24 protein-coding genes and 2 pseudogenes are annotated in these 26,826 nt (G+C 55.9%); 15 read left to right on the plus strand and 11 right to left on the minus strand.

Features of this window, described 5'->3' with window-relative positions; all coding sequences use genetic code 11:
- The first annotated feature begins 3 nt into the window (after nucleotides 1-3).
- From AYJ57_RS21635 to AYJ57_RS21645, 3 genes are all read left to right on the plus strand, one after another.
- Nucleotides 4-1,326, plus strand: coding sequence for a hypothetical protein (locus AYJ57_RS21635; protein ID WP_066110900.1), 1,323 nt, complete (start codon nucleotides 4-6; stop codon nucleotides 1,324-1,326).
- A 213-nt stretch (nucleotides 1,327-1,539) separates the two neighbouring features.
- Nucleotides 1,540-2,916, plus strand: a complete 1,377-nt coding sequence (locus tag AYJ57_RS21640; RefSeq protein WP_066110903.1) for a ParA family protein — start codon at nucleotides 1,540-1,542, stop codon at nucleotides 2,914-2,916.
- Nucleotides 2,913-3,983, plus strand: a complete 1,071-nt coding sequence (locus AYJ57_RS21645) for a ParB/RepB/Spo0J family partition protein (RefSeq protein WP_066110905.1) — start codon at nucleotides 2,913-2,915, stop codon at nucleotides 3,981-3,983. Before AYJ57_RS21640 ends, AYJ57_RS21645 begins: the two co-directional genes overlap by 4 nt.
- 602 nt (nucleotides 3,984-4,585) lie before the next feature.
- Here AYJ57_RS21645 and AYJ57_RS21650 read toward each other — a convergent pair.
- The 3 genes from AYJ57_RS21650 to AYJ57_RS21665 all read right to left on the minus strand — a co-directional run bounded on the left by AYJ57_RS21650 (nucleotide 4,586) and on the right by AYJ57_RS21665 (nucleotide 8,022).
- On the minus strand, nucleotides 4,586-5,188 hold the full coding sequence (locus tag AYJ57_RS21650) for a hypothetical protein (RefSeq protein ID WP_157374358.1): 603 nt from the start codon (nucleotides 5,186-5,188) through the stop codon (nucleotides 4,586-4,588).
- 601 nt (nucleotides 5,189-5,789) lie between these two features.
- Nucleotides 5,790-6,818, minus strand: coding sequence for a helix-turn-helix domain-containing protein (locus AYJ57_RS21660; protein WP_066110911.1), 1,029 nt, complete (start codon nucleotides 6,816-6,818; stop codon nucleotides 5,790-5,792).
- 154 nt (nucleotides 6,819-6,972) lie between these two features.
- On the minus strand, nucleotides 6,973-8,022 hold the full coding sequence (locus AYJ57_RS21665; protein WP_066110913.1) for a replication initiator protein A: 1,050 nt from the start codon (nucleotides 8,020-8,022) through the stop codon (nucleotides 6,973-6,975).
- Nucleotides 8,023-9,131: 1,109 nt separating this feature from the next.
- On the opposite strand from AYJ57_RS21665, the gene AYJ57_RS21670 reads away from it, so the two are divergent.
- Entirely contained in the window at nucleotides 9,132-9,944 is an 813-nt protein-coding gene (locus AYJ57_RS21670) for a hypothetical protein (RefSeq protein WP_066110914.1), read from the plus strand.
- A 63-nt stretch (nucleotides 9,945-10,007) separates the two neighbouring features.
- Here AYJ57_RS21670 and AYJ57_RS21675 read toward each other — a convergent pair whose 3' ends face one another.
- Together AYJ57_RS21675 and AYJ57_RS21680 are read right to left on the minus strand one after the other, a co-directional pair.
- Nucleotides 10,008-10,376 carry a hypothetical protein gene (locus AYJ57_RS21675; protein ID WP_157374359.1) on the minus strand — a complete coding sequence of 123 codons (369 nt, stop codon included), beginning with the start codon at nucleotides 10,374-10,376 and terminating at the stop codon, nucleotides 10,008-10,010.
- Nucleotides 10,373-11,251, minus strand: a complete 879-nt coding sequence (locus tag AYJ57_RS21680; protein ID WP_066110918.1) for a hypothetical protein — start codon at nucleotides 11,249-11,251, stop codon at nucleotides 10,373-10,375. Before AYJ57_RS21680 ends, AYJ57_RS21675 begins: the two co-directional genes overlap by 4 nt.
- 365 nt (nucleotides 11,252-11,616) lie before the next feature.
- Between AYJ57_RS21680 and AYJ57_RS21685 the strand changes: the two genes are divergently transcribed.
- Together AYJ57_RS21685 and AYJ57_RS21690 are read left to right on the plus strand one after the other, a co-directional pair.
- Nucleotides 11,617-12,342 (plus strand): hypothetical protein, encoded by a 726-nt coding sequence (locus AYJ57_RS21685; protein ID WP_157374360.1) that lies wholly within the window; start codon nucleotides 11,617-11,619, stop codon nucleotides 12,340-12,342.
- A 106-nt stretch (nucleotides 12,343-12,448) separates the two neighbouring features.
- Nucleotides 12,449-12,706: pseudogene (locus AYJ57_RS21690) on the plus strand (transposase); the annotation flags it as partial.
- A 243-nt stretch (nucleotides 12,707-12,949) separates the two neighbouring features.
- Here the strand turns inward: AYJ57_RS21690 and AYJ57_RS21695 are convergent.
- Nucleotides 12,950-14,002: an IS110 family transposase gene (locus tag AYJ57_RS21695; protein WP_066110923.1), complete on the minus strand. Its 1,053-nt coding sequence runs from the start codon at nucleotides 14,000-14,002 to the stop codon at nucleotides 12,950-12,952.
- A 66-nt stretch (nucleotides 14,003-14,068) separates the two neighbouring features.
- Between AYJ57_RS21695 and AYJ57_RS21700 the strand changes: the two are divergent.
- Nucleotides 14,069-14,905 (plus strand): annotated as a pseudogene (locus AYJ57_RS21700) (IS3 family transposase); the annotation flags it as partial.
- Between the two features lie 238 nt (nucleotides 14,906-15,143).
- On the plus strand, nucleotides 15,144-16,163 hold the full coding sequence (locus AYJ57_RS21705) for an alpha/beta hydrolase (RefSeq protein WP_066110925.1): 1,020 nt from the start codon (nucleotides 15,144-15,146) through the stop codon (nucleotides 16,161-16,163).
- Nucleotides 16,164-16,244: 81 nt separating this feature from the next.
- Here the strand turns inward: AYJ57_RS21705 and AYJ57_RS21710 are convergent, their stop codons facing one another.
- From AYJ57_RS21710 to AYJ57_RS25695, 3 genes are all read right to left on the minus strand, one after another.
- On the minus strand, nucleotides 16,245-17,228 hold the full coding sequence (locus tag AYJ57_RS21710) for a hypothetical protein (protein WP_157374361.1): 984 nt from the start codon (nucleotides 17,226-17,228) through the stop codon (nucleotides 16,245-16,247).
- A gap of 268 nt (nucleotides 17,229-17,496) precedes the next feature.
- Entirely contained in the window at nucleotides 17,497-17,814 is a 318-nt protein-coding gene (locus AYJ57_RS21715) for a hypothetical protein (RefSeq protein WP_066110929.1), read from the minus strand.
- 90 nt (nucleotides 17,815-17,904) lie between these two features.
- On the minus strand, nucleotides 17,905-18,903 hold the full coding sequence (locus AYJ57_RS25695; protein ID WP_157374362.1) for a LysR family transcriptional regulator: 999 nt from the start codon (nucleotides 18,901-18,903) through the stop codon (nucleotides 17,905-17,907).
- A 101-nt stretch (nucleotides 18,904-19,004) separates the two neighbouring features.
- Between AYJ57_RS25695 and AYJ57_RS21720 the strand changes: the two genes are divergently transcribed.
- The 7 genes from AYJ57_RS21720 to AYJ57_RS21750 all read left to right on the plus strand — a co-directional run bounded on the left by AYJ57_RS21720 (nucleotide 19,005) and on the right by AYJ57_RS21750 (nucleotide 24,750).
- The gene (locus AYJ57_RS21720) at nucleotides 19,005-20,000 is read left to right on the plus strand and encodes an agmatinase (RefSeq protein WP_066110931.1); all 996 of its coding nucleotides are present in this window, start codon (nucleotides 19,005-19,007) and stop codon (nucleotides 19,998-20,000) included.
- An 82-nt stretch (nucleotides 20,001-20,082) separates the two neighbouring features.
- Nucleotides 20,083-20,937, plus strand: a complete 855-nt coding sequence (locus AYJ57_RS21725; RefSeq protein WP_066111058.1) for a transporter substrate-binding domain-containing protein — start codon at nucleotides 20,083-20,085, stop codon at nucleotides 20,935-20,937.
- 57 nt (nucleotides 20,938-20,994) lie between these two features.
- A complete protein-coding gene (locus AYJ57_RS21730; RefSeq protein ID WP_066110933.1) occupies nucleotides 20,995-21,657 on the plus strand; it encodes an amino acid ABC transporter permease in 663 nt (220 codons plus the stop codon).
- Nucleotides 21,657-22,373, plus strand: a complete 717-nt coding sequence (locus tag AYJ57_RS21735) for an amino acid ABC transporter permease (RefSeq protein ID WP_066110935.1) — start codon at nucleotides 21,657-21,659, stop codon at nucleotides 22,371-22,373. The genes AYJ57_RS21730 and AYJ57_RS21735 overlap by 1 nt, the downstream gene beginning before the upstream one ends.
- Nucleotides 22,370-23,167 carry an amino acid ABC transporter ATP-binding protein gene (locus tag AYJ57_RS21740; RefSeq protein WP_066110936.1) on the plus strand — a complete coding sequence of 266 codons (798 nt, stop codon included), beginning with the start codon at nucleotides 22,370-22,372 and terminating at the stop codon, nucleotides 23,165-23,167. The genes AYJ57_RS21735 and AYJ57_RS21740 overlap by 4 nt, the downstream gene beginning before the upstream one ends.
- Before the next feature lie 12 nt (nucleotides 23,168-23,179).
- A complete protein-coding gene (locus tag AYJ57_RS21745) occupies nucleotides 23,180-24,148 on the plus strand; it encodes an arginase family protein (protein WP_066110938.1) in 969 nt (322 codons plus the stop codon).
- A complete protein-coding gene (locus tag AYJ57_RS21750) occupies nucleotides 24,145-24,750 on the plus strand; it encodes a DUF1989 domain-containing protein (RefSeq protein WP_066110940.1) in 606 nt (201 codons plus the stop codon). The genes AYJ57_RS21745 and AYJ57_RS21750 overlap by 4 nt, the downstream gene beginning before the upstream one ends.
- Nucleotides 24,751-24,819: 69 nt before the next feature.
- Here AYJ57_RS21750 and AYJ57_RS21755 read toward each other — a convergent pair whose 3' ends face one another.
- Nucleotides 24,820-25,836 (minus strand): PhoH family protein, encoded by a 1,017-nt coding sequence (locus AYJ57_RS21755; protein ID WP_066110942.1) that lies wholly within the window; start codon nucleotides 25,834-25,836, stop codon nucleotides 24,820-24,822.
- A 397-nt stretch (nucleotides 25,837-26,233) separates the two neighbouring features.
- Nucleotides 26,234-26,824 (minus strand): hypothetical protein, encoded by a 591-nt coding sequence (locus AYJ57_RS21760; RefSeq protein WP_066110944.1) that lies wholly within the window; start codon nucleotides 26,822-26,824, stop codon nucleotides 26,234-26,236.
- Nucleotides 26,825-26,826 lie beyond the last annotated feature (2 nt).

Below are 26,826 nucleotides of genomic sequence, written 5' to 3' on the forward strand. Positions count from 1 at the left end.
CCCATGAGATTTCAGAATAAACAATTCGTTGCGGCCGTTTCGGTTATCTCCTTGATGGCTTCGAGCGCGATACCAGCTTTCGCTGCGCCGGTTGCCCCTATGGAGTGGTTCGAGCAAACCGCTGGCCAGGAGAGCCGAGGCTGGCCCAATGATGGCTACGGAGCTGACCATGGCTCAGGGCCAAATGACCCGATTGGGAGTGGCATCGGCCAAGGATCAACTGCGGCTGGGAAGTACCAAATCACAATCGAGAACTGGCAGAACCTTGGGTATGTCGAGCCAGGCGCGTCGGACTGGGATCAAGCAGTATTCACCGACAAAGCAGTGTCGATGGGTGTCTCCTCTTATCAGGACCTACTCGCATCGGACTCCGGAAGGGTTGTGCAGGATCAGATGGCAATGGAGCTGGCAGGCAACATGTGGGACAGTCTCAGTTCCACTGCAAAGTCAGGCGTGGGTGGCCAAATCAACGAAGCTGGCTTGTTGGGTGGCGCTTGGTTTTTAGGTCCCGGCGCAATGAATACGTGGGCAGAAGGAGGTTTCTCAGCAGAGGCCCTAGGCAATCTCGACAACATTGACCAGATCCTCGAGCTGAACGGATTTGACTCTCCAGCAGAACTCCAAAGCTACCCTATCGGCGACGTCGATGTTTCCAAAGATCCCCGTAAGCTCGGTGACGATCACGGCGTGAGAACAATGGTCGCTCGCAACATGGTGCGCTCTTCCCTCCCCCGCGAGCGGCAGATCGCTCGTTCAGGCGAGATCGAGACCTTCCTTAAACGGAGCGGCTTCGACGACAAGGTCGCCAAATTCGTTGCCGGCCGGAACTGGACGCGTGAGATCGGACCTCGTTTTCCGGGAGAGAAGACGTTTCAGGAAAGCTCGACGACACAGCGTATGCCGGACACCGTCTTGCTTGAGAAAGCTGTTGCCCTCGGTCTTGGTCGCCCCAGCACATGGGCCAATCACATCGAAAACTTCATCGAACGAGAGCTTTGTGACGAGAACTTGCAGCTCACGGAGAAGGGCCAATCCTGGGCGGCTGCGTCACCGGATGAGCTTCTCAACCCAAGGCTCTCAAATCTCACCGAGAACGCCTGCGAGCATGTCCTTCCAGGCATGATGGAGGATGCAGAACGGGAACCCTGGAGTATTCTCGCAGAAAAGATCTCGAGCTCCCTTCCGGAAGGTCTTTCTGCTGCAATGGGCCATGATCTCGAGCCCGAACCCAAGACACCAGAGGACCCTTATGCTTCTGTCATCGCACGGGTGGAGCACAGCGATGAGCCACCCACAAGCGAGAGCGACCAAAAACTCGCGAGCTAGAGCTTCGACCTCGGCAGCTGTTACCGTGGTAACAGCCGCTCCGATCAACCGGTGATTGGCTTCTCAACCGTTGCGAATAGGCAACCTAACACTCAAACCTCAGACATCTCTGGCCTAATTTCTGAATTCCCTTGATATTTAGATTCAATGCAGGCCATTTTGGGTCAAAACACAAAAAACCCAAAGCATAGAGCAGCTATCAAGGACAACGAGATGAAACACACGGCTATCGGGCAGATGCCGAGCTTTTTCCGTCGTTTGAGCGCGATGCTGAGAAGCATCGACAGCGTTGGCCGGCGGGACGACACCGTAAATCGACGCGTGGAGCGCAAGTTCTCTCTTAAGGAAGTCGCAGAACTCCTCGACGTCGATCCCGCCACGATCACGAGAGCAAGCGCTGCAGACGCTGATTTCCCGCAGGTCGATAAGATCGGGCGCGAAAAGCGCTTCGACATCGAGGACGTTATGAAAGTCCGCGCGATGCTCTCCAGCGCCCCGAGAGCACGGAAAAACCACCTTTTCTGGCGCGACCCCGAGGACACTTCTCCCATCCCGGTTGTATGCTTTTCCAGCCTCAAGGGTGGCAGCGGAAAATCAATCTCGGCATCGCACTTCGCACAGTACCTTAGCCTCTACTACGGCATGCGCGTCGGGATCATGGATACCGACCCTCAGGCGACCACGACGCTCTACTATGCGAACCAACAGCTCGAAGTGTTCGACCGGAAGGACGGCACCGTTGCCAGCTTTATGGGCGTTCGCGACTATGGCTCCAATGACGTTGTCGATGAGCCGGCCGATAAGCTCAATGCCATGTGGCAGCCAACTCCTTGGCCCGGCATTCGCATCATCCCTGGTGGGCCTGAAATCCAGCGCGGAGACCTGGTCCTCTACAACTTGAGCCTTAAAGCCGACAACCGTCGCCGCCTCGACTTCATCTTAAAGGACGCGATCGAACGTTGGAGTGCAGGGTACCCATCCAAAACCCAGCCGAGCGATCTGCGCCGTGCAGATGGAAGCTTTGACAACGAGCGGTACCAAGAAGCGCTCAACGAGACGGTTGATATCATCATTATCGACCAGCAGCCCTCGCTGACGACGACACAGATGAACGGCATTATCGCAGCGACCAACCTTGCTGTGGTCATCGGCTCCCGCGGCTTCGATCTGAACTCTCTCAGCGTTTACGTAGAGAGCGTTCGGAGCATCATCGACACCCACATGGAGCTCGACCCCAACCTCGAACTCGGCCAAGGGACGCATAGTGTCCTGGTAACAAACGTCGATGAGACCAATAGCACTGACCGTGAACAGTTCGCAGAACTGATCGAGCGTGCTCCGACCGACTTCCTGCCTCTCTACGCGATCAGAAGCGTCGCGGTGCCTAACGCAGCCAAAGAGTACAAGAGCAACTATGAGTGGACCCCTACTCCCGGCGGCCGTGTTGCTCAGCAACGTTTCATCAAATACGTGAACGCGGTCAATGATGCGCTGTTTAAGCGCGTGTATCCGAACCAACCCGGCAGGGGTTTCCAAGAGATCGTCGAAGCTGAGCTTTGGGCTGACGACGACGAGGAGCAGGCAGCATGAGCAAACTTTCCCGCAAGAAACCGACGGCAGCACCTGTTACCGCGGTAACAGCCGACGCCGAAACGGCGCCTCTGCAGCATCAAGAGGCTGAGGCATCGAACCTGCATGAGCAGCCGTCGGGACAGCACGATGCAATGCGGATGAACGCTATCCGCCGAAAGACACTCGACCAAATTTTCTCGCGTCAGCAAACGGTTGAGGTCCCCGTATCCCTCATCGAAGACGAAGTCGGAACCGACCGCTCGCACGACTGGCAAAACGACCCGGAGATTGAGGCTCTGGCCTACAATATCCAGAAGGAAGGCCAGATGACGCCAGTTGAACTTCGTGTCAGCGATCCGAACTGGGTTCCACGTGCCGGCAGATATGAAGTCCGCGATATCCAAGACGATGAGGACGTCAAGTTCTTGGTTCAGGCAGGCCGTCGTCGGATCGAAGCCTGCCGTCGGCTTGGGATCAAGGTCGTTGCGTTCTTGAATGCCGGCGAGCTCTACGATGACCTCCGCAAGCGTTTCTTCGAGAACTCGATGCGTCAGGACCTGACGCCAATCGACTTCTTGCGTTCAGTTGGCGGTCTTGCCAAGGAAATGCAGCAGAGGACCGAAGGTGTTTCCGGCGAAACCATCGCGAAGGAACTCGGAGTGAACCGCCAGTACGTTGTGAACGGTCTTAAGGTCCTTTCGTTGGAAACCGAGATCAATACGCTTCCGAACCAGGGCCGCGACCTCACACACACTGCCCTTCGCAAGCTTCTACCGCAGCTCACAAGCGGAGAGCCTGTAGAGGCTGTTACCGCAGTAACAGCAGAAGACTCACCGACTGCAATCGCGCACGATGACATTGAGATCGGACAAGAGCAGGATACTCGCGAAGTCAAAGACCACCGTTCGCGTTCTGTATCGGCTCCTCCGATCCGCCAGACGCGGCGGTTTGCTGGCTACCAATGCCACATGGACAGTCTCAAAACTGGCGCCGACCTGAAGATCCGCGGCGGAAAGATTTCCGACGAAACCCTGCAAAAGATCGGCGCGGCGATTGAAGACATCCTGCGAGACGCTCTCGACTAAACTCGCATCACCATACCTAAATGCCAAAGAGCCTCGGTTGCACCGGGGCTCTTTTTTCGTCTGTTACCGTGGTAACGACCGTGCTCATTGCACATCGAAGCCACAGTCCCTACGAAGGTTACCTTCCCACAGGACAGCTGAAATCTGCCTTACCCCTCTTTTCATTCGCTGGCTAAAAAGGGGGGTAATAAGGCATGAAGGTCACCCAGCCGCACGGGATGTTGTCCAACCGGAAAGACCCGTGACACGACTCAAGACATTACCCTCCGCACAATCATGACCGTCGTGCGTCACTTCCCGATCCGCAAACAATTCTTGTGCGAGCTCTCCTGTTACCACGGTAACAGCTCTACCAAAGCTTCCTCAGAGGGACCCTGCTCAACAAAACCTACCGGACCGTGGTCCAGACCCTGCGCTGTTACCACAGTAACAAATCACTGGCTGCCTGATAGAGTTCCTTGCTCTATCATCGCCTCAACCGGGGACAAGTTCCTATAGATGCGCATCCTGACCGGCTGAACATTCCCTCGAAATCATACCTAGAGGATTTCCGTCCCGGTCGACCGGACGCCCGCTTCTGTTACCACGGTAACAGCTTCCGCTCACACAGACGGCTCTACTTGCTCGGTATATAGCTCTCCCTTGAAGTGAGAGAGCAGGCTCTCGACGCCGACTAGCACTTGCTCGACAGTTTCTTCAGGCTCGTGAACGTCGTCACGTCTCTCGTCGGCTGCCTGCGACACTCCGCTATTCTCTCGCTCAAGCCTTAATGCGCTCTCGAAAATGGCGCTCTTCAGAGTTCCCATCACAGGCTGACAACGGGCGTGCAAGCTCGGAGCGCCTTCCGCTACCGGCTCGTAAGACAAGGCCAGCCCACAATAAATACAGCGATCGTCCGGGCAGGGGACATCCAACAGCCCCCAAAAATCCTCAGTCGAGCTCTCTGTTACCACCGTAACAGCAGACACCGCGAGAGCCTTTGCATGCGCCAGAGCCTGCGAAACCCGATCGAAGTCGTCTTCTCGCGCGCTCATAACCAACGGCCATGCGAAATCCCCGTGGGTCCGATCGACTTCGAAGTCCTCAAATAGCTCCGCCTCCCAAAGGTGCCGAACTGATCGCCAGAGTGCGGTCCGGACATCGTCACCACAGCGGATACGCGCCGAGGCATCTGCCATAACGGCGTCCAGAGTGTCTTCGGCCATAGCCTCCCGCACCTCGTCTGGCAAATGACCTCCGCTCGTCACGTGGCAAATCTATTCTTATAATTCTCCGAAACCTAAAGATCAACACTTACATCTAAAAGAATAAATTAACAGTAGATAAGGATAACCTGAAACCGCTCGACTCTGCAGACAGCCGTGTTGCCGAGGACAACGCCGACCTTATCGCCGTCGATTGCGCACGCCTCTCGTCTAAGCGTCCCGTCGTTATCAGAAAGACCCAGGGCTGGGTCGAGCTCATTCAAGATGAGCAGGTCAGAGTTCAGTTCCGTCTGCGCGCGGATCAGCCTCGCCATGACGGAGACGTCTTCCGCGGGTTACTGCAGGTGATCCGCAACGAGCGCACAACCCTACAAGACACGCGCAACCTCTTGTCGAGCGTCGCCCGACTACAGATCGTGAGCCTCGAAGACCACGGCTCGAGCTTCTTTGTTCACGTATCCGAAGGCCACAACGGCTTGCCGCGCGCGCTTTGCCATCTCGATGGCATCCACTTGTGTATTCACGGGTCTGATCCTCGTTATCTGTACTCCTCAGGTTGGCCAAATCATCGCAAGGCACAACGAAGCTGCCAGTTGCCGCGCTATGAAAACCTAAGACGCTGGAAGCGCAGTCCTGCAGCCCGGCAAGCTCGGGTGAGGGCGCCATCACAGTTCTCGCTGACATATCGACGGCCGAATACCGTCCCACCCGAGACCACGAGCGTATCATCTTTGATTGCCCCCATTTTCAGAGAAGACAGCCACGACCGGTAGAAATCGACCCCGCGATCTCTTGCCACAAGAAGGCAGGCCGCCCGGAACCGAGACGCTTCAGAAGCCTGAGGGGGAAGGGCGCTGCCAGCCAGGAGAGCCCCGGCGACCACCTTCGTTTGTCCAGAGATCATTGCATCGGACGCCATGAGCGCCTCAACATCGGTATCGATCTTGCTTCCGACCTCTTTCGTTGGCCTCGACGAGCTACGGGCACCAGATTTCGGGACCGAGGTCTGAGTTAGTCCCCGCTTCCGATCTGCATCGAGCCATTCCAAGATCGCGAGGTCGAAATCCGAGTACTGATAGCCGCGATCTTTGACCTTCGCACGGAACTTGCCGAGATACCGCTTCCCGGCTTCGGAGCCGAGAGCGTCCGTCAGCGTGGTTACGGTTGCGGGCTTCGGCTCCCATTCATCAACTGAAATTTCAGAGAGAGATTTGTTAGTTGGATTCTTGTTTGTGTTAGGCTGCTTTACAGGGGGTGTCAGAGGACTGACACTCAAAATTCTATCTGCATTCTCAGTCTCTTGCTCAGCAGCAACGCAGCAGTCGTTCTCACGATAGATGAGCTTGTAGAGACAGCTTGTAGTCGCGTAGCCGGTGCGGGTTTTCTTGATGCGGTTGACTTTCACGAGAAGCCCAAGGTTCACGAGCTCTTTGATTGCCGCATTCACCCAAGGTCGAGAGCGACCAAGAATCTCGGCAAGTTCTCCCTGCGAGGGAAAACAAGTGTCAGCTGTTGCGTCGGCGTGCGAAGAGAGCGTGTTCAAGAGCGAAAGGTGCATACCCTTCCCCTTGAGACGCTTGCCCCACCACGCCGGATGCCGAACAAACGGCTCCGGGGTTTCGATAGACATCACTGCTCCGTGGCCGGAATTTACTCATTCCGGTCCTTTTCTATTGTAAGCGGTTCCGAGGATGCCTATGATCAGAGTGCTAGTATGATCTAAGGCCCTCAGGGGTTTTATATCGAGGGGTGATCAGAGTTGGCGCTCTGGTCACCTCTTTCATTTAGTGCCTCTTGCTTGCTGCCTCCTTCAGTCGCTCCGCGCTCGGAGTAATCGTTCTGATTTCATAGTCATTGAGCGACGGGTCCCAGTCCGGGATGTCGTCGAGGTGACGATCAAGACGTGCCTGTTGTTTGGCGCCTCGAACGAACACGTACCACTGGTCTTCCGCTTTTACGCGGCGATTGAACTCGACGGATCTACCAGGTGCCGCAGTACTGTAAGCGTATACGGCATGGCCAGGAACCATCGTGGCGCCATTGGCGCCCACAACCTGCCGGCGGAAGTTCTTCCTGAATGCCTTAGGGTCCTGGTCGAAACCAGTGTGCATCATGAGTTTCTCGAGGCTGATCTTGAAAACCTCCTGAGCGCTTTCTACCCTCGCGACTTCATAAATCCTCTGCACAAAGGCGCTCTTGAGCTGGAAGTACTCAGGCGCATAGTTGAGAAGCTCAGCGTCTTCGTCGATTGCGGCAACGATCCAGTCACACGGCTCGATCGAGAAAGACGTCATGCAGCGGCGCTCTTTCCCGCCCACATTCCGAGTCTCATAGTGCATGCTCGCCCTCTGGAACCAGCTGAACCACTCATCTACACCGCGGCCGTTCATCTCGATGTTGGTGTAGATCCGCATGCTCTGAAGGCGCTGAATGCTCAAACGGACCTGATCGTAAGCGTAGCCAGTCGAAGTCGTGTTGGTAGCGCGGAGGTACTCGGAGATCGTCACGTCTACGTTCCGCGGCGTGGTGCCGGTCGAACGCCTGATATGAGCCATTTTTGAGATGACGAACATGAAGAAGTGCTTGTCGAACTGAGTTGCCAAACCGTACTTTGGGTTCGGTTCACACCGCAGTTCCACCGTCACATCGTTCCAAGGCGCTTTAGTAACCAGAGACATCTCTGTGGTCGCAATCGCGAAGAACTTGAAGACCATGAGCAACGGCTTGTTGCCGATGCCCGTCACACGGCTTTGGTCGCCGAGGTCAAGAGGCAGCTGCGCTACATCCATGCCCTCGAGCTCTTCCGTACCCTCAATGTCTACCGTTTCCAGCATTCTAGACGCCATTTCTCGGCCTGATTTTATGTTCCCTGCTCGTTGGTCACCATTGTTCACATCCGCCTCTTTCGACGCAAACGGATTCATACGTAGTTGCCGGTCCGTCAGACAGAAATCTGACGTAGTTGATGGTCCATCTTCAAGGTCACTTTGGGTGCCCCGCGTAGTTTCTGGTCCAACGCGGCACAAGAACGATCCAGGTGGGACTCCTGGCCCCGAATCTTCTCTTGCACGTAGTTGGTGGGCCATAGGGTCCTCAAGTTCTTGATTTACAGACGTAATTATTCACCCAAGGGTGGCGTCTGCGGTTTATAGTTGGATACCTCGGGAGCCGTTCTAGATTCCCGCAAGCTGCCCGTCGCCTACCGGTTCGCCCCTTGGACCCTCAACTACGCTCCGCGGAGATCAGCAGTAAGTGTGACCTGAAAACCTCGCGTAGTTCTCGGTTCGTTGGTAGGCTAACATCCAGTTTAAAGCAGTAATAACAGATATTTAAGTATATCTCGAACCACTTACTACGCGAGATATCTCGACTAAGGAGCCGATCCTGAAGGGACCATCTGCGACGTGTGGAGGCCCTTGATTGGACCGAGAACTACGCGTGTCAGAGTCAAATGGACCGTCAACTACGTGCTAGACGCGGTGATCGGGCGAAATATTGGGGGAATGCGACAGTTGCGGTCCTGTGAAAGCTCAAACCACGCCAATGACTTCGGACAGAATGGACCATGTATGACGCGTTTTCAGTGTCGCTTGGACCGGCAACTACGCGTCGATGTTGGGGTTGGACCCTGAACTACGTGGATAACTCTGTGCACGAAAATGCGACGGACCAAGTGTGACGCGATCAATTATCTCAAACTAGGTTTCGCGCAATGAGTTCTGAAGCAATGGACCATCTATTACGTGCTTTTCGGCCTCCTGAGAGACGATCGGACTGAGAATGGACCATGTGTTACGTGGATCGCGGGGACTTTGGACCATCAACTACGTGGAAAACTCGCAGCTGCTTGCGAATGGACCATCAGCGACGTGCATCGCTAGTCAACGGACCACCAACTACGTGAGTTCAATCGTCGTTAAGAGAGGCGAGCTAGTCTCGAGAGATGACCCCAGATTCCCTGCAAGACGAAACCAACACCCTTCTAGAAGACCTCCAGGCCATGCTTGCGACCGTCCCTGGTGCGCCTGAGCGAGACCAATTGCTGGCCCTTCTGCCTGACGCCAGGCAGTTCGATGTCTCTGACGGCTTGGCCACGGCAGTTTCAGACACGGTTTCGGAGTTTCCGCACACGATCGAGCACAACCTCGACTTCCTGATGCTACCTGACACAGTCTGCTGGTTCGAGTGGTCTGAACGCGCGAGACGGACCGATGTCGACGTGCTCATGCATGATGTCGAACATCCAGAGAGGATCGGCGTGATGGTGACTTATGGCGGTGAGGACAGCGATGCTGTGATCGGAACCGTTGCCTGGCGGTTCTCTGACGGGCGCGTTGATCATGCGCCGGCCTTCTTTTCCTGGGACGAGGCGCAGCTTGAGGACCTCTCACAGAGGGCTCGCTTCTCCTACAGTAAGGTTCCGGCGGAGTCCTGGGCCCGGATGATGTCTCTTATCTATACGCACGTTCCCAAAGGATACGTTGATCAAATGGAAGTGCTCGAGGACCTCAGGAAGAACGGTCCCGACATTGACACCATGACGGGCGCCGCCCGGCGCGAGGCTTCTGCAGAAGCTCTATTCATGCTGGGCGTTCTACTCATGCTTCAAACCGGACGAGTGCAAGCCGAAGGGCAGGGGGATCGAGAAACTCTGAAAATGATGGAGCCTAAGCCATGGAGGTTTTTACCTTCCAAGAAAGGCTTTTTCAGAAAAAAGCGCCGCGGTGGTGTCCATCTGAACTGGTTCCACGCCTGAGCTCACACAAGAAGGCCGAGAACCAAACATTGGACCCGGCCTCCTTAAGAGTCTTAGCATTCTTCACATGGTCATACTGGCGGGCTCGAACTCGTCGTCGTGCTTTCTGGTGGCGCCATAGATCGGGTCGATTGAGGCTACCACGTTCTGAAGAACCGGATGCCCGACAAAGTCGTCAATGCCGCGGACTGTCTTGGTGACACCCTTATGAACCAGACGACCGACAGCCATCATGGCGTTGGTGACATTGCCATCCTCTCTCCATTTATAGGCACAGACGGATTCCACCTCGTCGAACTGAACTCTCTCCCCATTCGCTTCCATGTACTGGCCAATTTGTTCTTCATTGAGCGAAATCGTCTTGGTCGATACAGCCTGTTCAAACCAGCGCAAAGCGTCCTGCATTTCTGCTGATGGACGGGTGTCGTTCACTGCGTAGAACTGACCTCGTGTGAGAGGCTTGCTGAAGTCTTGGATCTTGTGAAACTGGACGGTGGCCAAGCGCTGAAAGCTCTCTTCAACGACGCCAGTAACTGGGTCCGTCTTCTGAATGCGCCGGCGAAGGCTCGCGATGTGCGAAAGGAGCTCTTGCATTGGTGAGTGTAGCCACCGACACAGTGGGACAGACCTTGTGTGCCGTCGGCATTGCGACCAGGATTTCCTTCCGCCTGGAGTTCTTCGGTGCAGTCCAGGCTTTCGAAGTAGATCCCGTTGGGCGCGACTGGATTTCCTGGGAAGAGCCTCGGCCAATGCCCTTCCTTGAGGGTGCCCAACGTGTTCATCTGGATGCCGTCGCCGATGGTCTGAGACGAGATCCGCGCGAAGTCGTTAAGGAAGTACCTGGTGTTTTCGAAGATGTTTGGAGCGGTCTTCCCGGCGCCCGGGTTTTCGGGGTCCGGAAGAAACAATAGTCGGATCGCAGCTTCCCAGCCAGAGTTGAACTGGTTCCCAGCGATGCAGAAGTCATCGATGTTGCCGATCTCAAGCGCCCGCGTGGCAGCGGCCGGGATGACGACATGGTTCCGCACGAAATCCACCATCTCCATGGTCTGGTCAACGGCAGTCTGCAGTCCGAACTCCGACATGTCTGGCTTGTGCAGTCGAAGCATCCAGGCCTGAATATCGGCGCGCATTTCGGGGTCTGGGATCTCGAACTGTGACAGCTGACGGTTCACCGCCGAACGATGGTCCCGGCCTACTTTCTTGGCGGCGGCCTTCTCAAGCTCTTTCCAGTCAACCTTCTCACGCAGCTCCGTCTCGGGTTTAGGTTCTAGTCCCTGTGGCGGGCGGGTGTCGAGAAAGGCCATGGCGCAGCGACGGTGAAACTCCTGCCATCGCCCTTTGCTCCCCTTGTAAAGAACGTCGAGCGGACGATCCGTGATCTCACCGAGAGTGTCCGGCGTCAGCGCCCATGGGACATCTGAATTGGAGACCGGCTAAGTGCATGACTTCAGATGAGATCGCTGAACTGATGCTTTTCGGTCTATGACTGTAGGCCATTTGTGCGCGGCCCGAGCATGACGGCTTGCACGTCAGAACCTTAACAACGTATGTCAAAGACATGCTCATAGTTAGAACTACTCCCGACTACCAGTTTGGCCCCATCGTTCGAATGTGTCGAACTGAGCCTGATTTATTTTGGGGCGTCGATGGCGCCGATGAGGGGTGGGTCGTGTACGGAGATCGGCGCATCCAGCTCTACGACGCCGAGCTTGCTCTGAAGGGGTCGCCGGACCGAGAAAGTATCTATGTCGAGTTGCTGAAGCATGCGCCAAGCTTCCCGAATTTTCCGGACATGGGATGCGCGGCGAAGAGCTTTAAGGTAAACTACGACTTCAGCTCTCCGCATGCCGATGAGATCGTATGGGACATGATTTCAGGCACTCCTTCGCGGCTGGTTGGGATGCATGTCGATGAGCACGACAATTATTATCGGCTTAGACGGCAAGATGGCTCTGACATTTTTGCGTCGATGACATTCAAGCTTGCGTTGCTGAGAGGCGAGTGCCCTGCAGAAGAGTATGCAGCCGTTGATCATGAGCTTACTGAAGGAGGAGCAGGTCCAGTAGGCGAGTTCCTCGTTACTCGAGAGATAGATTCAGTCCTCGAGTATGTGGAGCCCTACCGGACGAGTGTGATTATCCGGTTCTTCACCAAGGATGATTACCTGATTTTCGGCCCGTTCGAGGAAGAAGCGGACTACGATGCTTTCAATGAAAGGCTCTCGGCCTTCGGCGACTTCAGTCGACAAAATAGATGGCTAGAGAAGATCAAAGACCACCCGCGATTCTGTGGTCATGAATTACCGGAGGGCATTGCCGTACGGCACACCGAGAACATTGACGGCGAAGGCTTCATCGAAACTCTTTTTGTGAATATCGAGGACCTGGAAAGCTAAGCGCATCAAGCGCGCTTGTTGCTTCTGATGTGATCCCCTAAAACGTCCCCGTTCCTGCTTAGAGTTTTCCGGACGGATTCCTTGGCTGGGAGAGGAGCGGAAACGCATGAAGGCATCGAAGTTCACGGACGCGCAGAAGGCGTTCATCATCAAGCAGGCAGAGGATGGCACGCCTGTCGTGGAGGTCTGCCGCAAGGCGGGGATCAGCACGGCGACCTTTTTCAATTGGAAGAAGAAGTACGCGGGATTGATGCCGTCCGAGATGAAGCGGCTGCGGGAGCTCGAGCAGGAGAACACGCGGTTGAAGAAGATCGTCGCCGATCTCGCGCTGGACAAGGAGATGTTGCAGGACGTCATCAAGCGAAATGTATGGTTCGCCCCGCCTGTGCAAGGTTCTTCCTGATGACGTTCAGGATTGCATAAATGTATCCGGCCTCTCGCGAGTGGGCTGGTTTTCCAGCCAGGCCATGATGAGATCCGCACGCGCCGTTCCCAATTAGCTTGTTCGGGCACGGAGCCCGCTTTCGGAACGGGTTTACAGCGCGTCGATCGTCCTTTTCGTCATCATTTCGAGCCTCGCATTCTGATCCGGGTTTTCCGGATAGGTTTAGACGCAGCCCCCTTCGGGAGCGCGCCGTTCGTATGTGGCCCCAGGTTCGCTGAGCACCACCCAAATCACCCTCGCCAACTTAGCCGCCAGTGCGACAGTCACCTTATTCACGTGCATCCTGGTTCGGAGTTCGTCCACCCACAGGCCAAGCCGGTCCTTGGCGCGATCGAGATGCATCAAGACTGACCGGGCGCCGTGGATTAGAAGCGTTCGTACGTAGCTGCTCCCGCGCTTCGCTATGCCGAGCAGCGTCTGTTTGCCGCCAGTAGAATGTTGCCTCGGCACAAGTCCTAGCCAGGCAGCAACATCACGTGCTTTCTTGAAACGCGTAGGGTCACCAATGGATGCTAGGATTGCCGTCGCCCCGAGAGGGCCGACACCAGGAATGGTCATAAGCCGACGCGCAGTTTCGTCGCTGTCTGCGATGTTCTTAATCTCGGTCGAGACGCTGAGGATCCGTTCTTCAAGACGGAGAAGGTCCTCCTGCAGCTCGCGCAAGACAACCCGTGCTCGATCAGTCAAATCGTTCTCAAGATTATCGATCGCGCGGACGATATCGAGCTTGAACACCCCGGCGCCTTGGCGAAGCGCGACGCCGTGTTCCAAGCAATACGACCGCATCTGACATATGAGATTGGTCCGTGCTTTCACCAGCCGGCTGCGAACACGATGCAGCATCTGCAAATCGACCTGATGCGCCTCCTTTATCCCGACGAACCGCATCGTCGGTCTGGTCGCAGCTTCCGCGATCGCCTCGGCATCGATAATGTCGTTCTTGTGCGACTTCACGTAGGGCTTGACGAACTGAGCCGGGATGATGCGGACATCATGGCCGAGCTCCCGAAGCTTCCTGGCAAGCCACTGCGAACCCGGACAGGCTTCCATGCCGACGAGGGTCGGGTCTGCCTCCGCGAAGAACTGAAGAACTGTGTCGCGTCGTAGCTTTGCTTTTTGGATAGGTGCGCCAAAGGCGTCGAGGCCCACGACGTGAAAGAGCGTCTTGCCGATGTCGACGCCGAAGACGGCGCAAGTCTTGGGGTTAAGTTGCATCTTCTTACCTCCCGAGTTGATATCCAACGATTGTCGCCCGGGGCGGCGGGGCGAACCATCCCATTAGCTTTGAGGCCTGCCCGGAAGAGGACGCTGGTCGACGAGATGCGGGCGGATTGGTAGGTGTCGATCCGCCGCGCCTGCGAGGTGATCCGGTTCGATCCAAGGACCTATCGCTACAAGTCTCGGCGACCTGGGCAGGCCGCTTTGGAACAGCGGATCCGAGAGATTTGCCAGACCCGTGTCCGCTTCGGTTACAGGCGGGTGCATGTGCTGTTGCGCCGCGAGGGCTGGGAGATCAACGCGAAAAAGACCTATCGCATTTACAAGGAGTTGGGCATGCAATTGCGGAACAAGACGCCGAAGCGGCGGGTAAAGGCCAAGCTCCGCGACGACCGGAAGGAGGCCGTCGGGCCCAACGATATCTGGGCGATGGACTTCGTCCACGATCAGCTCGCGACGGGGCGCAAGCTTCGCGTGCTCACGGTGGTGGACACCTTCTCGCGCTACGTGCCGGTGCTCGATGCACGCTTCACCTATCGCGGCGAGGATGTGGTCGCGACACTGGAACGGGTGTGCAAACGCAGCGGCTATCCAACCACAATCCGCGTCGATCAGGGCAGCGAGTTCATCTCGAAGGACATGGACATATGGGCCTATGCCAAGGGCGTGACGCTGGACTTCTCGCGTCCCGGAAAACCCACGGACAACGCCTTCATCGAGGCGTTCAACGGGCGCTTCCGGGCGGAATGCCTGAACAGCCACTGGTTCATGAGCCTTGAAGATGCCGCCGAAAAGCTAGAGGCTTGGCGTAGAGACTACAACGAAGAATGACCGCATGGGGCCATCGGCAAAAAGGTCCCGGCAGACCTGATCAAATCAGCTCACGACACCAGCCCGTGAGCCTGATGCAAGCGCGGAAACTCTAAGGACGGCCGAGGGCGCGTCGGGTAGCACATCAACCCTGAACAGAGCGAACTCGTAAACCCGGACTCTATGGGGAGCAGGTCACCAGTGATGTCGAACTTGGTTTTGCTTGCGAAGTGTCGATATCACGGTAAACTCTGACTTACGTTCATTTTATGACTCGCCGTATATTTCTTGGCCTTTTGTGTTTTTTATTTAATGCAAAGGATTCATAATGCTTTTTATCACTAACAGATTTCCCGAACAAAGTATTCGCTCCAGAATGGGTCGAAAGTTCACCTTCGACCTGGATAACAACGCTCCGTCGAACTCCATGTTCTTCTGCGAAGCGGGCTCTATAAAGACGCGGGGTGGCAAAAAGGAATACACTGAAAAAGTCGAACACATCGAAATCATGAGCGAAGGTCTCCTTGGACGCATTCGGGGACAGGATTATGATCAGGTTCTGATATACATCCACGGGTTCAACACACTTCCTCACGACGCTCTCACTAGAGCTCATGAACTGCAGGAGTTGTGCGACCAACAGGCAGGAAAAGTGCTTGTTCTCCCGGTCATCTGGCCTTGTGACAACGACTTTGGCATCGTTCAGGACTACTGGGACGATCAATGGTCCGCGTACTATAGTGGTGCATCCCTATCTCGTGTCATTTCAAGGTTTTTGGAGTGGCAACTCGAGATGGAGAAGAAGCTTTCGAAAAACTCTGAATTCCCCAGATGCTTGAAGAGACTGAATGTGCTCGCCCACTCGATGGGCGCTCGAGTATATCGCCAAACCCTTATCGATTGGCGCCGGAAAAACGTGTCGGCCGGGTTCCCAAGGCTTTTTCAGAACTCATTTCTCGTAGCTGCTGACGTGGTCAACGATACTTTGGACCCCGGGCACTCGGGCTCACTGATCTGCGAAGCGTCTCGAAACGTTGTGGTCTACTACGCGGTGGATGACAAAGCGCTGAATGCCAGCGTTGCTGCCAACGTGAAGAATGGCAACGTCATGCGGCGCCTCGGGAGCACTGGACCACACATGGAACTTCGAAAAGGCGAGGGGAACGTCTATCAGGTCAACTGTGACAACGTGAATTCGCTCTATGGTGACGATAAGGGCCACAACTACTTCCTCTCCCATCCAGGAACCAAAGAGGCGGGGAAGGTCTTCCTACACATATTCCAGTGCATGATGCGCAAGAGCGTTTACCCCGCGGACCCAAGCCAGAGATCCTTCAAGATTGGCTGAGGGTACTCATGACTCGGTAGAGGTCATCAAAAACAAAAAGAGCCCCACTCGGGGCTCTTTACGAAGGCATAGCTGGGTGCCTTAGGCTGCAGACTTGGCCTCGTCGATCGCCTTGTGAGCAAGGTCACGCTCCCGCCGGGTAATGAGGCCGACCTTGAGAAGTTCGTTGGCATCTTTCTTGGCGGAGGCCCTAGGGGCGCTGTGCATGAAGTTCTCCGGCTTGGCCCGCGAGAGATCGTAGTCGGGGTCGACCTCAACGATTGCACGGCGGAAGGTGTCCATCGAGATCGCGCGGCACTCTGCCAAATCGAACAAGTGGCCCTGCATGTAACCGATATCGCCCTTCTGCCGAAGCATACGGAGGTCATATCCAGCACGCTGGGCGCTCTCCTCGCTCTGCCCGTCGAGTTGGAGGCTCTTATATTCGTCATCAGGCAGGTCCGAGATCTGGGTTTCAATCACGGCGATCGCTGCATCACCTTCGGCATCCGAGATCAGTTGGCTCTCTCCTAGGATGGTCGCAAGGTAGAGGCTGTAAGGGGTAACCTCTTCTCTCTCGAGTGTCTTCATGTCGATAGCGTTCGGTGGAACTCGGGCGAATTCCAAAGGAAGCTTTACGATGGCCCGGTTGTAAGTGGACTGTTTGATCGCCCTGGCGCGAAGCAAGTGGTCGAGGGCGTGAGCTAGTTGCCACGTGTCGTTACCATCCAGAATGGGCTCATCATCTACGTGCGTGTCGTCATAGTCCGGGCCTGTCACGTTCGAAACGGAGTGGATTGCCGCTTGCTGCTGGGGGGCTTGACGATTCATGTAGCCGTTTTGGGCTGCAAATTTGAAATTGGCGAAGCCGCCAACTGCACCCAGAAGTACGGTTGCGGCAACGACAGTGTCTGTCCCCAAATTGTACTCGGTCGTAAGTGAGAACCCTACCCAGGCCCATGCCAGAGCGCCGACCACACTCATGATGCGGGGCATGAGTCCGATGATGAACCCGTAGATCAGGCACGCGGGGATCGAGCCGAATACAAACGATGCGAGGCCGCCAAGTCCAACGACATCGGACATGAATCCCCAACCGAGACCCATAGCGAAAAGGGCCTGAAAGCCCACCAATAAGTTACTCATCTAAAGCCCTTCAACTTCTCAGACGTCGAGAAAGACGTCATAACGTTTGGCACTAAAGCAATGACATCATGTCCGAAATTCGGAGAAGGTGTGGCGAGACGCATTCATCTGCGGAATGATGACCTTCCGCCACACCTTTGGTCGTGGCTACGGGATGATCACGCGACGCTCGGTTACAACTGCGAAGTTTCCGTCCATCCGCATGAATTCACGAATGCGACCTGCTCCTGGAATCTCCTGGCCGACACCGAATATGGATACGCCAGTTCTTGTCTTCGATGACCTTCATCTTCCACTTGTCCGGGATGATTGGGAGATCGTCTAGGCTCCATTTCTGGCAGAGCTCATCGTACTCTTTGGCCTCACGCAGCTCGTACATCTGACCGAATAGCCAGCAGACTTCATCGTCTCCGACCTTCCAGGCACCACCTGACTTGGTGGCCGTGGTCTTATTGATGTCTGCCAGCGCCTTTGCGATCGCTTCCGCCAGCGATGGCTTCTCCGCGATGTATAAATGATGGGCCAAAACACGTCCTTGGGATTACTCCCCGGAGACGTACTAAGAGATCCTGAAAGCGGGTTTTACGCGCGGCGGAGGGCTGCTTCGGTCATCACCTCAGTTCTGCATCGTTGATTTCAGGATATCCGACATTAGGATCATGGGGTGAGACTTGGTACGCCCGGTTTCTTGAGCCACGACGAACTCTGTCTTTCTACGCAAATGCTCGCTTCCCGGAACTTCGACAAACGGTCGGCGGGTTCGGATGCCTTCTACATAGTGGCGCGGCATAAATCCCACGCATCGTCCAGTATTGATGTAGGTTGCGACAGCTTCGAGCCCGCTCGCCAATACGATCCAAGCTGCAGTAATCTTGCGAGAATCCGCGCTGGGCCCAGGTCCGGAAAAATTGCGGTGAACAACTCCGACACCGCGCGAGCGCAGTGTGTTCAGGTGTGGTGGATGTTGCCCCGGTTGGGGACAACAATAAAGCGCGTAGTCCTCTTCAAAAAGACGCGTCGCCGTCATGTTCGGTTCTAGATTGGTCGCGCCGATCACTGCGAGATGGACTTTACGATCCGCGAGCGCTTGCGCGAGTTGATCGGGTGGAAGAATGGATAGTGACACACTCACCGCCGGGGCACGCTGAAAGAACACCTCAAGTGCATCAGAGATCTTGGCCGCCGGGTTTGTGAGCATGTTGTCCGCGACACCTAGACTGATTGCGCCGGTTAAGCGCTTTCGGGCGCCGTTGATTTCTGTGCGCACGTTTCCAAGGGCATCTTCTAGAGATGTGGCTGCTGAGTAGACCCTGCGGCCGTACTCTGTGAGACGGAAACCATTAGGCCCGCGCTCGCAAAGGGCGCCATCTAGACGCTCTTCAAGAGCTTTCAGCGAACGGCTGTAGGTCGACTTCTCCGCGCCATGGAGCTCGGCTGCAGCGGTAACGCCACCGGCATCCGCAACCCTACGGAAAATACGCATATTTTTGAGATCGGCTTCCGACAAGTTCCCGATCAAACGCGTCTGCCTTACGCCCATTTTGTGCTCCAAGTTGTTCGTTTCGCAACCACGGTTGCCAACTTCGCCCTTTTGGGAACCGCGGTGAACGCTCACCTTGGTGTCACGGCAAGAAGCCGACGGTATGAGCGCAAGGATGACTGATTGAGCGCCGCCGACACCCGACCATGATGAATTCGAATGCAGGAGCCGATTGCATGAACGAGGTCTCAAATATTGAGAACGAACAACTGACTGTGCCGGCGCCAGTCAGTTACGGCAGCTTCCTCTTCTCGGAAGTGAACACCGATCTCGACAAGCTGGACGCGGACATTGCCTTCGTCGGCATCCCAAATGGGAGTGCCTATACACCAGACGCTCTCGCCAACGATCAGTCGAATGCACCGGATACGATCCGTCGCATGAGTGATCGCGTTTCGCGTAGTTTAGAACGCCATGATTTTGATGTCGGTGGCCCCATCTACGACAACCGGCCGATTAAGGCCGTAGACGTGGGTAATGTGCCCTACGATCTCACCGTGCCCGGCGGGGATCACTACCGCAAAGCCGAAGAAGCAATGCGCAAAATTTTCAAGGCCGGCGCCATGCCGATCACGTTCGGTGGCGACCACGGGATCCCGATCCCGATCTTTAGAGCTTTGGAGGACTGTGAGCCGGAGAAGGGCCCAATCACACTCGTACAGATTGATGCTCACATCGATTGGCGTGACGAGGTGAACGGTGTTCACGATGGTCTGTCGAGCCCGATCCGGCGCGCGTCGGAGATGAGCCACTTCGGAGATATCTTCCAAATCGGCATTCGCGCGCAAGGTAGTGGGCGGCCTGAGGAATACCAAGCTGCTATGGAGTATGGCGCCAACATCGTACCAGCTTTCGAAGTCCATGACGCTGGAGTGGAGGCCGTGCTCGAGCGTATCCCCTCCGGCGGTCGCTATTACATTACGATCGATGCCGACGGGATCGACCCTTCGGAGGCTCCAGGAGTGGAAGGTCCGGCTCCCGGAGGTCTGACCTTCCATCAATGCCGAAAGCTTATCCACGGCCTTGTAGGTAAGGGGCGGGTCCTTGGAATGGACATTGTCGAGATCACACCGTCGCGGGATGTGAACAACATCACATCGATCTTGGCGGGCCGCCTCGCTGTGAACCTCATCGGCGCTGCAGTGCGCGCTGATTATTTCGAAGGCAAGTAAGTCACCTCCCACGAATACCCAGACCGAGCCGGCAAAAAGACTGGCAGGTCTGGGACCTTCCTAATCCAACATGGAGAACCAGATGAAACTCACCCGACGCCAATTCGGACTGATGACTATTGCTGGCGCAAGTGCATCCGTGCCCTCGCTTTCCTGGGCCCAGTCCGGCGGCACACTAGCCAAGATCCGGGAGACCGGTAAGGTAACCGTTGGCACCGAAGCGGCCTTCCCCCCGTTTGAATTCGTTGATGATAGTGGCGAGATCGTCGGCTACGGCAAGGATATCCTAGATGTGATAATCGCGGAACTCGACGTTGAGCTCGAGCAGTTGGACCTGCCTTGGCAGGGTATTCTGCCGGGTCTTCTTGCAGGTAACTTCGACTTCGTGGCGACAACAGTATCGATCAATGAGGAGCGCGCTAAGAAGTACGCCTACACTGTGCCGATTGCCAATGGACAGCCGTATGTGATGACCCGAAAGGGTGAAGCGATCGAGACAGAAAATGGTCTGGCTGGGATGACCGTTGGCACGCAGCTCGCGTCTTCTGCTGAGCCGATCGCTAAGGCTGTTGATGAAAAGCTGAAATCGGAGGGAGAAGGCTTCAAGGAGCTCAAACTCTACACTGCCTACACTGATTGTTACACCGCTCTGGCATCCGGTGAGATCGATGCAGTGATCCAGTCGCTCCCGTCTCTCGCAGTTCTGGTTAAAGAACACCCGGACGTATTCGAGGTCGCGGCGCCGATCGAGACTGGCGTTCAGTGGACCTATCAAGCTTGGGTAACCCGGCCGGAAGACGCCGATCTGCGCGATTTCATTTCGTCTGTGATCCTGAAGATGCGCGACGACGGCCGACTCTACGAGCTTCAGGAAAAGTGGTTTGGCTTCAAAATGGAGATCCCTGACGAGGGATATCTTCCGCCGAGCGCTGTCTGATCCAAAGCGGCTCCGGCGCATGTGCCGGGGCCGTCCTCCTCCCCTTTGGAAAAGAGCATGAAGTTCGATTTTGAATACGTCCTCTCCTCGCTGCCTCGCGTGTCCGATGCGGCGATGATCAATCTCCGGATTGCGGTTTTAGCCTTCTGCCTTGCTTTGGTCGGTGGAACTCTGCTGACCCTCATTCGATCGCTAAAGATTACGCCAGTGAACGGGCTGATTGCGTTATCTCTAAGCTTCATCCGAGGCACTCCGATCCTGATCCAGATCTTCCTGATCTACTACGGGCTCCCAGCCGCAACCGGCCTTCGCTTGCCCCCGGAGGTGGCGGGGGTCACCGCAATCGCGTTGAACTCATCTTTCTTTATTTCGGAGATCATGAGGGGGTCTCTCCCTGAAATTGACGGCGGGCAAATAGAGGCTTCAACGGCTCTTGGCCTTCCTCCTCGGATCATCTGGAGGAAAGTGGTTCTGCCTCAGCTCTTCCGCCGCATTACTCCTATGCTCATTAACGAGGGAACGGTGGTGGTGAAGGGCACTGCACTACTATCGGTCATCACAGTCGTCGAAGCGCTGCGTGTCTCTCAACAGATTGGGGCAGCAAAGTTCCGTCCGTTCGAGCCCATCCTCGCAGCAGCCCTGATGTTTCTCCTTATCAATCTCGCGCTTACAGCTGGGGGCTGGTTCCTTGAGCGCCGCTTTGCACGGGAGAGCCGCTAATGTCTCTTGATCCTTCTGTTATCATCGACAACCTCCCGCTCTTCATGGAGGGCGCAGGAATGACGCTCAGGATCACAGCCATCGCATTCGTCGTTGGAATGACGATCGGCGGTTTCGCATCCCTGGCCGCTCTTTCAAGGTTTGCACCTTTGCGCTGGATTTGTTCGACGTACATCGCGGTGATGCGTGGCATCCCGTTCATCGTGCTGCTCTTCCTCATTCACTATGGCTTGCCGGCCGCAGGGATCCGCTTTCCAGCAATCGTAAACGGAACCGCCGCGCTCTCACTCTTCGCGGGCGCCTACTATACAGAAATCATTCGTGCATGCGTGCAGGCTCTACCAAAAGGACAGTGGGAGTCTGCGCGGGCGATCGGCATGTCGCCTGCGGCGGCTGCAAAAGATGTCATCATCCCGCAGATCCTAGCGCCAATGGTTCCCCCAGTGGTCAACTGTACGATGACCATGATCAAGGAAAGCTCAGTCATCTCCACGATCACGGTCGCTGAACTTACCTTTTCAGGACTAGTGGTCCAAGGGGAGACCTTTGCCCCCTTCGAAGTCTTCATCGCCGTCGCTCTGATCTATTGGGCGATAACCGCGGCATTCGCGTTTGGCGCCACCATGTTTGAGCGTCGCTTGGCAGGGGCGAGCCGCAATCGTCTGATGACACCACTGGTGTCCAGATATCTTGTCCTCGACGGGAGGCGCACATGACTGAAATTGCGCTTGAAGCAACTAACCTAATCCGAAGCTTTGGCGATACTCGCGCCCTCGATGAGGTCTATTTCCGAATACCTAAGGGGCAAGTCGTCTCTCTGGTTGGGCCTTCCGGCTGCGGTAAGTCTACGCTTCTCCGCACTCTCCTGTGGCTCGATCCGCCGGACGACGGTTTTGTGCAGGTGGGCGGTGAGTACCTTGGTCGCGACCGGTCCCCCGAGGGCCTGATAAGGCGCCAATCCAGCCGAGAGATCGACAAGATCAGACCTCGCATCGGCATGGTCTATCAGTCGCTAAACCTTTGGCCCCATTTGACGGTCGAAGAGAACGTGACACGTGCGCAGATAAGGGTCGCAAAGCGAAGTGTCGAGGAAGCGCGGAACAATGCTCGGAGGCTTCTTGACCGCCTTCAGATTTCTCATCTTTCCGCGCGGTACCCAGGGGAAATATCTGGCGGACAGAAACAGCGTGTCGCCATCGCTCGAGCTTTGGCGATGGACCCTGAAATCATGCTCTTTGACGAGCCAACCTCTGCGCTCGACCCGGAGCTTGTGGGGGAGGTGTTGAACCTTCTGCGTGAGTTCGCAGACGGAGGTATGACCATGATGGTCGTTACTCATGAACTAGCCTTCGCAAGAGATGTCGCCACAAGGCTCATGTTCATGGATCACGGAAGGATAGTGGCCGACGGCGACCCTAGGGAGGTGATCTCTAGTAGAAAGAATGCGCGGGTCGCCGAGTTCTTTGATCGCGTCCAAGCCTTCCATCCAGATTTCAGAAAAGCCAACTAAAGGAGACTAACGATGAAGACCGTCAATCGCGGCTATACAGGTATCCCGACATTCTTGAGACAGCGTGTCGCGAGCGAGCCTTCAGAGTTCAAGGGTGCGCGGATTGGTGTTCTCGGCGTTCCCTTCGACGAGGGTTCGCCGTTTCTTCCAGGTTCTCGATTTGGGCCTCGTGGTATCCGCGAGCATTCGCTGAGGATCCCGGTCGACGAGCCGCTGTACGATCCAGACAATGGTGAAACTTATCTCGGAACCGAACTTTCGAATGGGCACATCATCGACGTCGGCGATATCGACATCCGTCCGGCGAACCCTGGTCGCACCTTCGAACTGATCACCGCTAAGGTGCGGGAGATGCTTGATGCAGGCCTGTTCCCGGTGATCCTCGGGGGTGATCATTCAATCACATATCCGATCTTTGAGGCTTTCGATAAGCCGGCTCACGTGATCCAGTTCGACGCTCATCAGGACTACGCAGAAATCGATGAAGACCTGAACAGGACTAATAGCCATGCTTTCCGGTACATCACGCAGATGGACACCTGCTTGTCGCTCACGCAGGTCGGTATTCGCGGCCTGAGAACGACCAAGGGTCATGTGGATGAGCTTCGGGCAAACGGACATCGAGTTATCTGCATGACCGAAGCCCGCAAGCTTGGGCCGGCCGGAATTGCCGAACTCCTGCCAGAAGGGTCGGACGTCTATGTCACGATTGACGTCGATGCGCTTGACCTGTCGATTGTTCCTGGATGTGTCTCGGGCGAGCCAGATGGGCTAACCTTCCGGCAACTTATGGAGAGCCTGAAAGCTCTGGCTCAAAGGCACCGGATCGTCGGCTTCGACTTTGTGGAAGTAAACCCGCCTCTCGACATCGGCACAGGGGCAACCTCTTATCTAGGGGCTCTTATCGTGACCGGTTTCTTGGGTCATATCTGCAATCAACCGTGGTGGGCGGAAACCGCAGAAGCAGAGGCCATGGCATGACCGTAGAACTACAGACAGGGCTTCAGACCATACCAGCTGGACACGGCGTTGCAGTGCGGCTGAAGCCAGGAGAGACGATCTCGATCATCAACACCTCTGGAACTCAGGTCGTCGATACCTGGGCCTTCGCCGAGGGCGATATTGCACATTACATGTCGATGGAACACTCCCGCGTTGAAAATGGACGTCTATGCCCGCAGCCTGGCGGTTCCTTTTTTAGCAATAGGCGGATCGAGATGCTTGTGATGACGGAAGATACCTCCTCGGGCGTGCATGACACGATCATGGCTGCATGTGATGCAGAGCGCTACAAGAGGCTTGGCTGTGACGCATCGCATCGTTCGTGCTCTCAGAACCTGACAGAAGCCCTTGAGCGTATTGGCGAGGTTCTGAGCAATATTCCGCAGCCGCTAAATCTGTTCATGAACATTCCGATCACAGATGACGGGCAGCTCATTCAAGGCGAACCGCCTTCGGCTCCCGGCGACCGAGTAGGCTTGAAGGCTTTGATACCATGCATCGTCGCGATGTCGGCTTGCCCTCAAGATATTACACCGATCAACGGCTTGAAGCCGACAGACGCTCACTTCTCGATAGAGTGAATAAATAGCTGGCTTGGCGGATAGGAGCCAAGCCAGCTTTCCGCGCCGAGTTCAATGATGTGGAAGGCATCACGCGGCCGCCATGGACCTCGAGCACTCAGCCTCCTCCACCTTCGCGAGGGCAGCCTCATTCACCCTATCACGGCAGAGACCTGAAAAATTCAGGGACATCCCCTGGGCGCGAATGACCTCCGTTAGAGCAAGTATGTCATCAGGATCGATCCAACCGCGCACGCCGCGCCAGTCGCCCGACAGCTGCCCGGTGATCTCTTCGAACTCCGGAACCTGATAGCGCTTAGCCAGAGACTTCTTGCCGGGAATGGTGATCCGCAGCTTGGGACCGTCGGCCTCGATGAGCATACCTTCATTGCGGTTCGATGCTTGCGTGAAGATTTCACCACCTTCGCGGAGGATGTCGAATGCAATTTCAGGATCAGTCGTCCGGGCCGGTATGGAGGACATCGAGTTGTGCTTTGGAAGTGGGATCAACACTGCCGATTGTGTGCGCCCATCCTCCATCGTGATCATGGTGTTAGACCCAATGTCGCGCTGGGCCGAGAGGACGGCCGCGATGAACGGGTTGCCATCCAGGACCTTACGCTGGATGGTCACCCTGCCGCTCTGCGCCTCGCCGAACTCTGAAAACGTGGGCTCATAAGTCCCAGCGGCCTTGTGAAGCTTGAAGTTCCCATCATTGCGAAGGGTGTGGGCGATCGGCCGGCACTCGACCTGCCGCGCTCCTATCAGGCGACGCAACGTTTTGGCGCCGATGAAGTCGGTTCCGCAATCGATCAGCGGCTGCATGAAGGGCGCGATTTTATCGCCACCATCGCCCGGCAAGGAGCTTAGCTTCTCACCAGATTCTACGGCCGGCCGCACGAAGAACGCACGCAAGAAGCTGCCTCGCATCACCCCCTCGATGGCCATCGCGACAGGCACGAATGTCTTGCCGGTTCCGAAGGTACCAAGGCCGAAGCTGAGGTCATGCATTCCGATCGCACGTCGCAATGCCTTCTGACCATCGGTTCTTGGCTCGAAGCCTCTGACCTTCAGGTGCGTGATCGGAGCATGGCCGTCTTCGAACATCTTCGTCACGTTGTCTTCTGCGCGCGTGGTAGGGGTCTTCTTGGCAGGTTTTCCCAAATTCGATCTCCAGAAAAGAAAGAACCGCGGAGGGCATACAACCCATCCGCGGTGTCAGTTTGATGTCGCTTCTGCGACCAAGGCAGCATCACAAGTGCAAAACATGGAACTCATTCGAACTTCCCTTAGGCACTCCTGCAGGTACCGCTGGGGATGCATGCGACAAAGCATGGGACATGCCGGGGCGAAAATGGGAAGCGACCATTGCCCAACGCCGTAGTCGGCGGGCCCTCAGCGCCGAGAAACAGTCGCCCTGCCTTCTCCGGAGGGAAAGCATGACGTCCATGGATGCCAAGTGATGAGGCCCGAAGTTCTCACATCGGACCTCTTGGAACCCGGACTATTGCCAGCCGATCGGGACCAAAAGACAATTGAAGGTCCCAAAGGTCTGTCCTGGTATCTTCGAGTATCCTCGCCAGTTCGCTCGAAGTTGGTCTCGCAAGATTGCCGGAGGATGGATGAGATGTGCGCTCTGCAAGCTATCTCGAACCATCGTGTGAGGCGACCAGAACACCGGATCGTTGGTGACCATAAGGGCGGCTCCCGCTCTTGAGCTCGAGCTATTGGCGAATGCCTTCAAGCGTTCGACGCCTTGCAGGAAAGTCTGAAACCGCGCTCCTTGAGCTACCTGGTCGACGAGGTCGAAGCTCTCGCCGTCGATGGAGGTTTTCAGAGACCGGGTGCAGTACATGATCTCGAGTGCGAATTCGAAGGCACCTGCTTTGAGGATGACATCCAGGAAAGCCTTATGGGGAAGCATTGCCGGAGCCCCGGCGCGGACCTCGATCTCGGGATCTCTGGATCTGGCGTGAGTTACAAGCTCATGCTGCAAATCTGGCTTGGAATGGAAAACGGGTCGACGGACGGCAAGCGCCCTCAGGTAGGGTGTCAGGTCAATCATCTCAAAAAAAATCGCAGTGCTGAAAAACACTG

Source organism: Salipiger sp. CCB-MM3 (genome assembly GCF_001687105.1).
Classification (GTDB): Bacteria; Pseudomonadota; Alphaproteobacteria; order Rhodobacterales; family Rhodobacteraceae; genus Salipiger.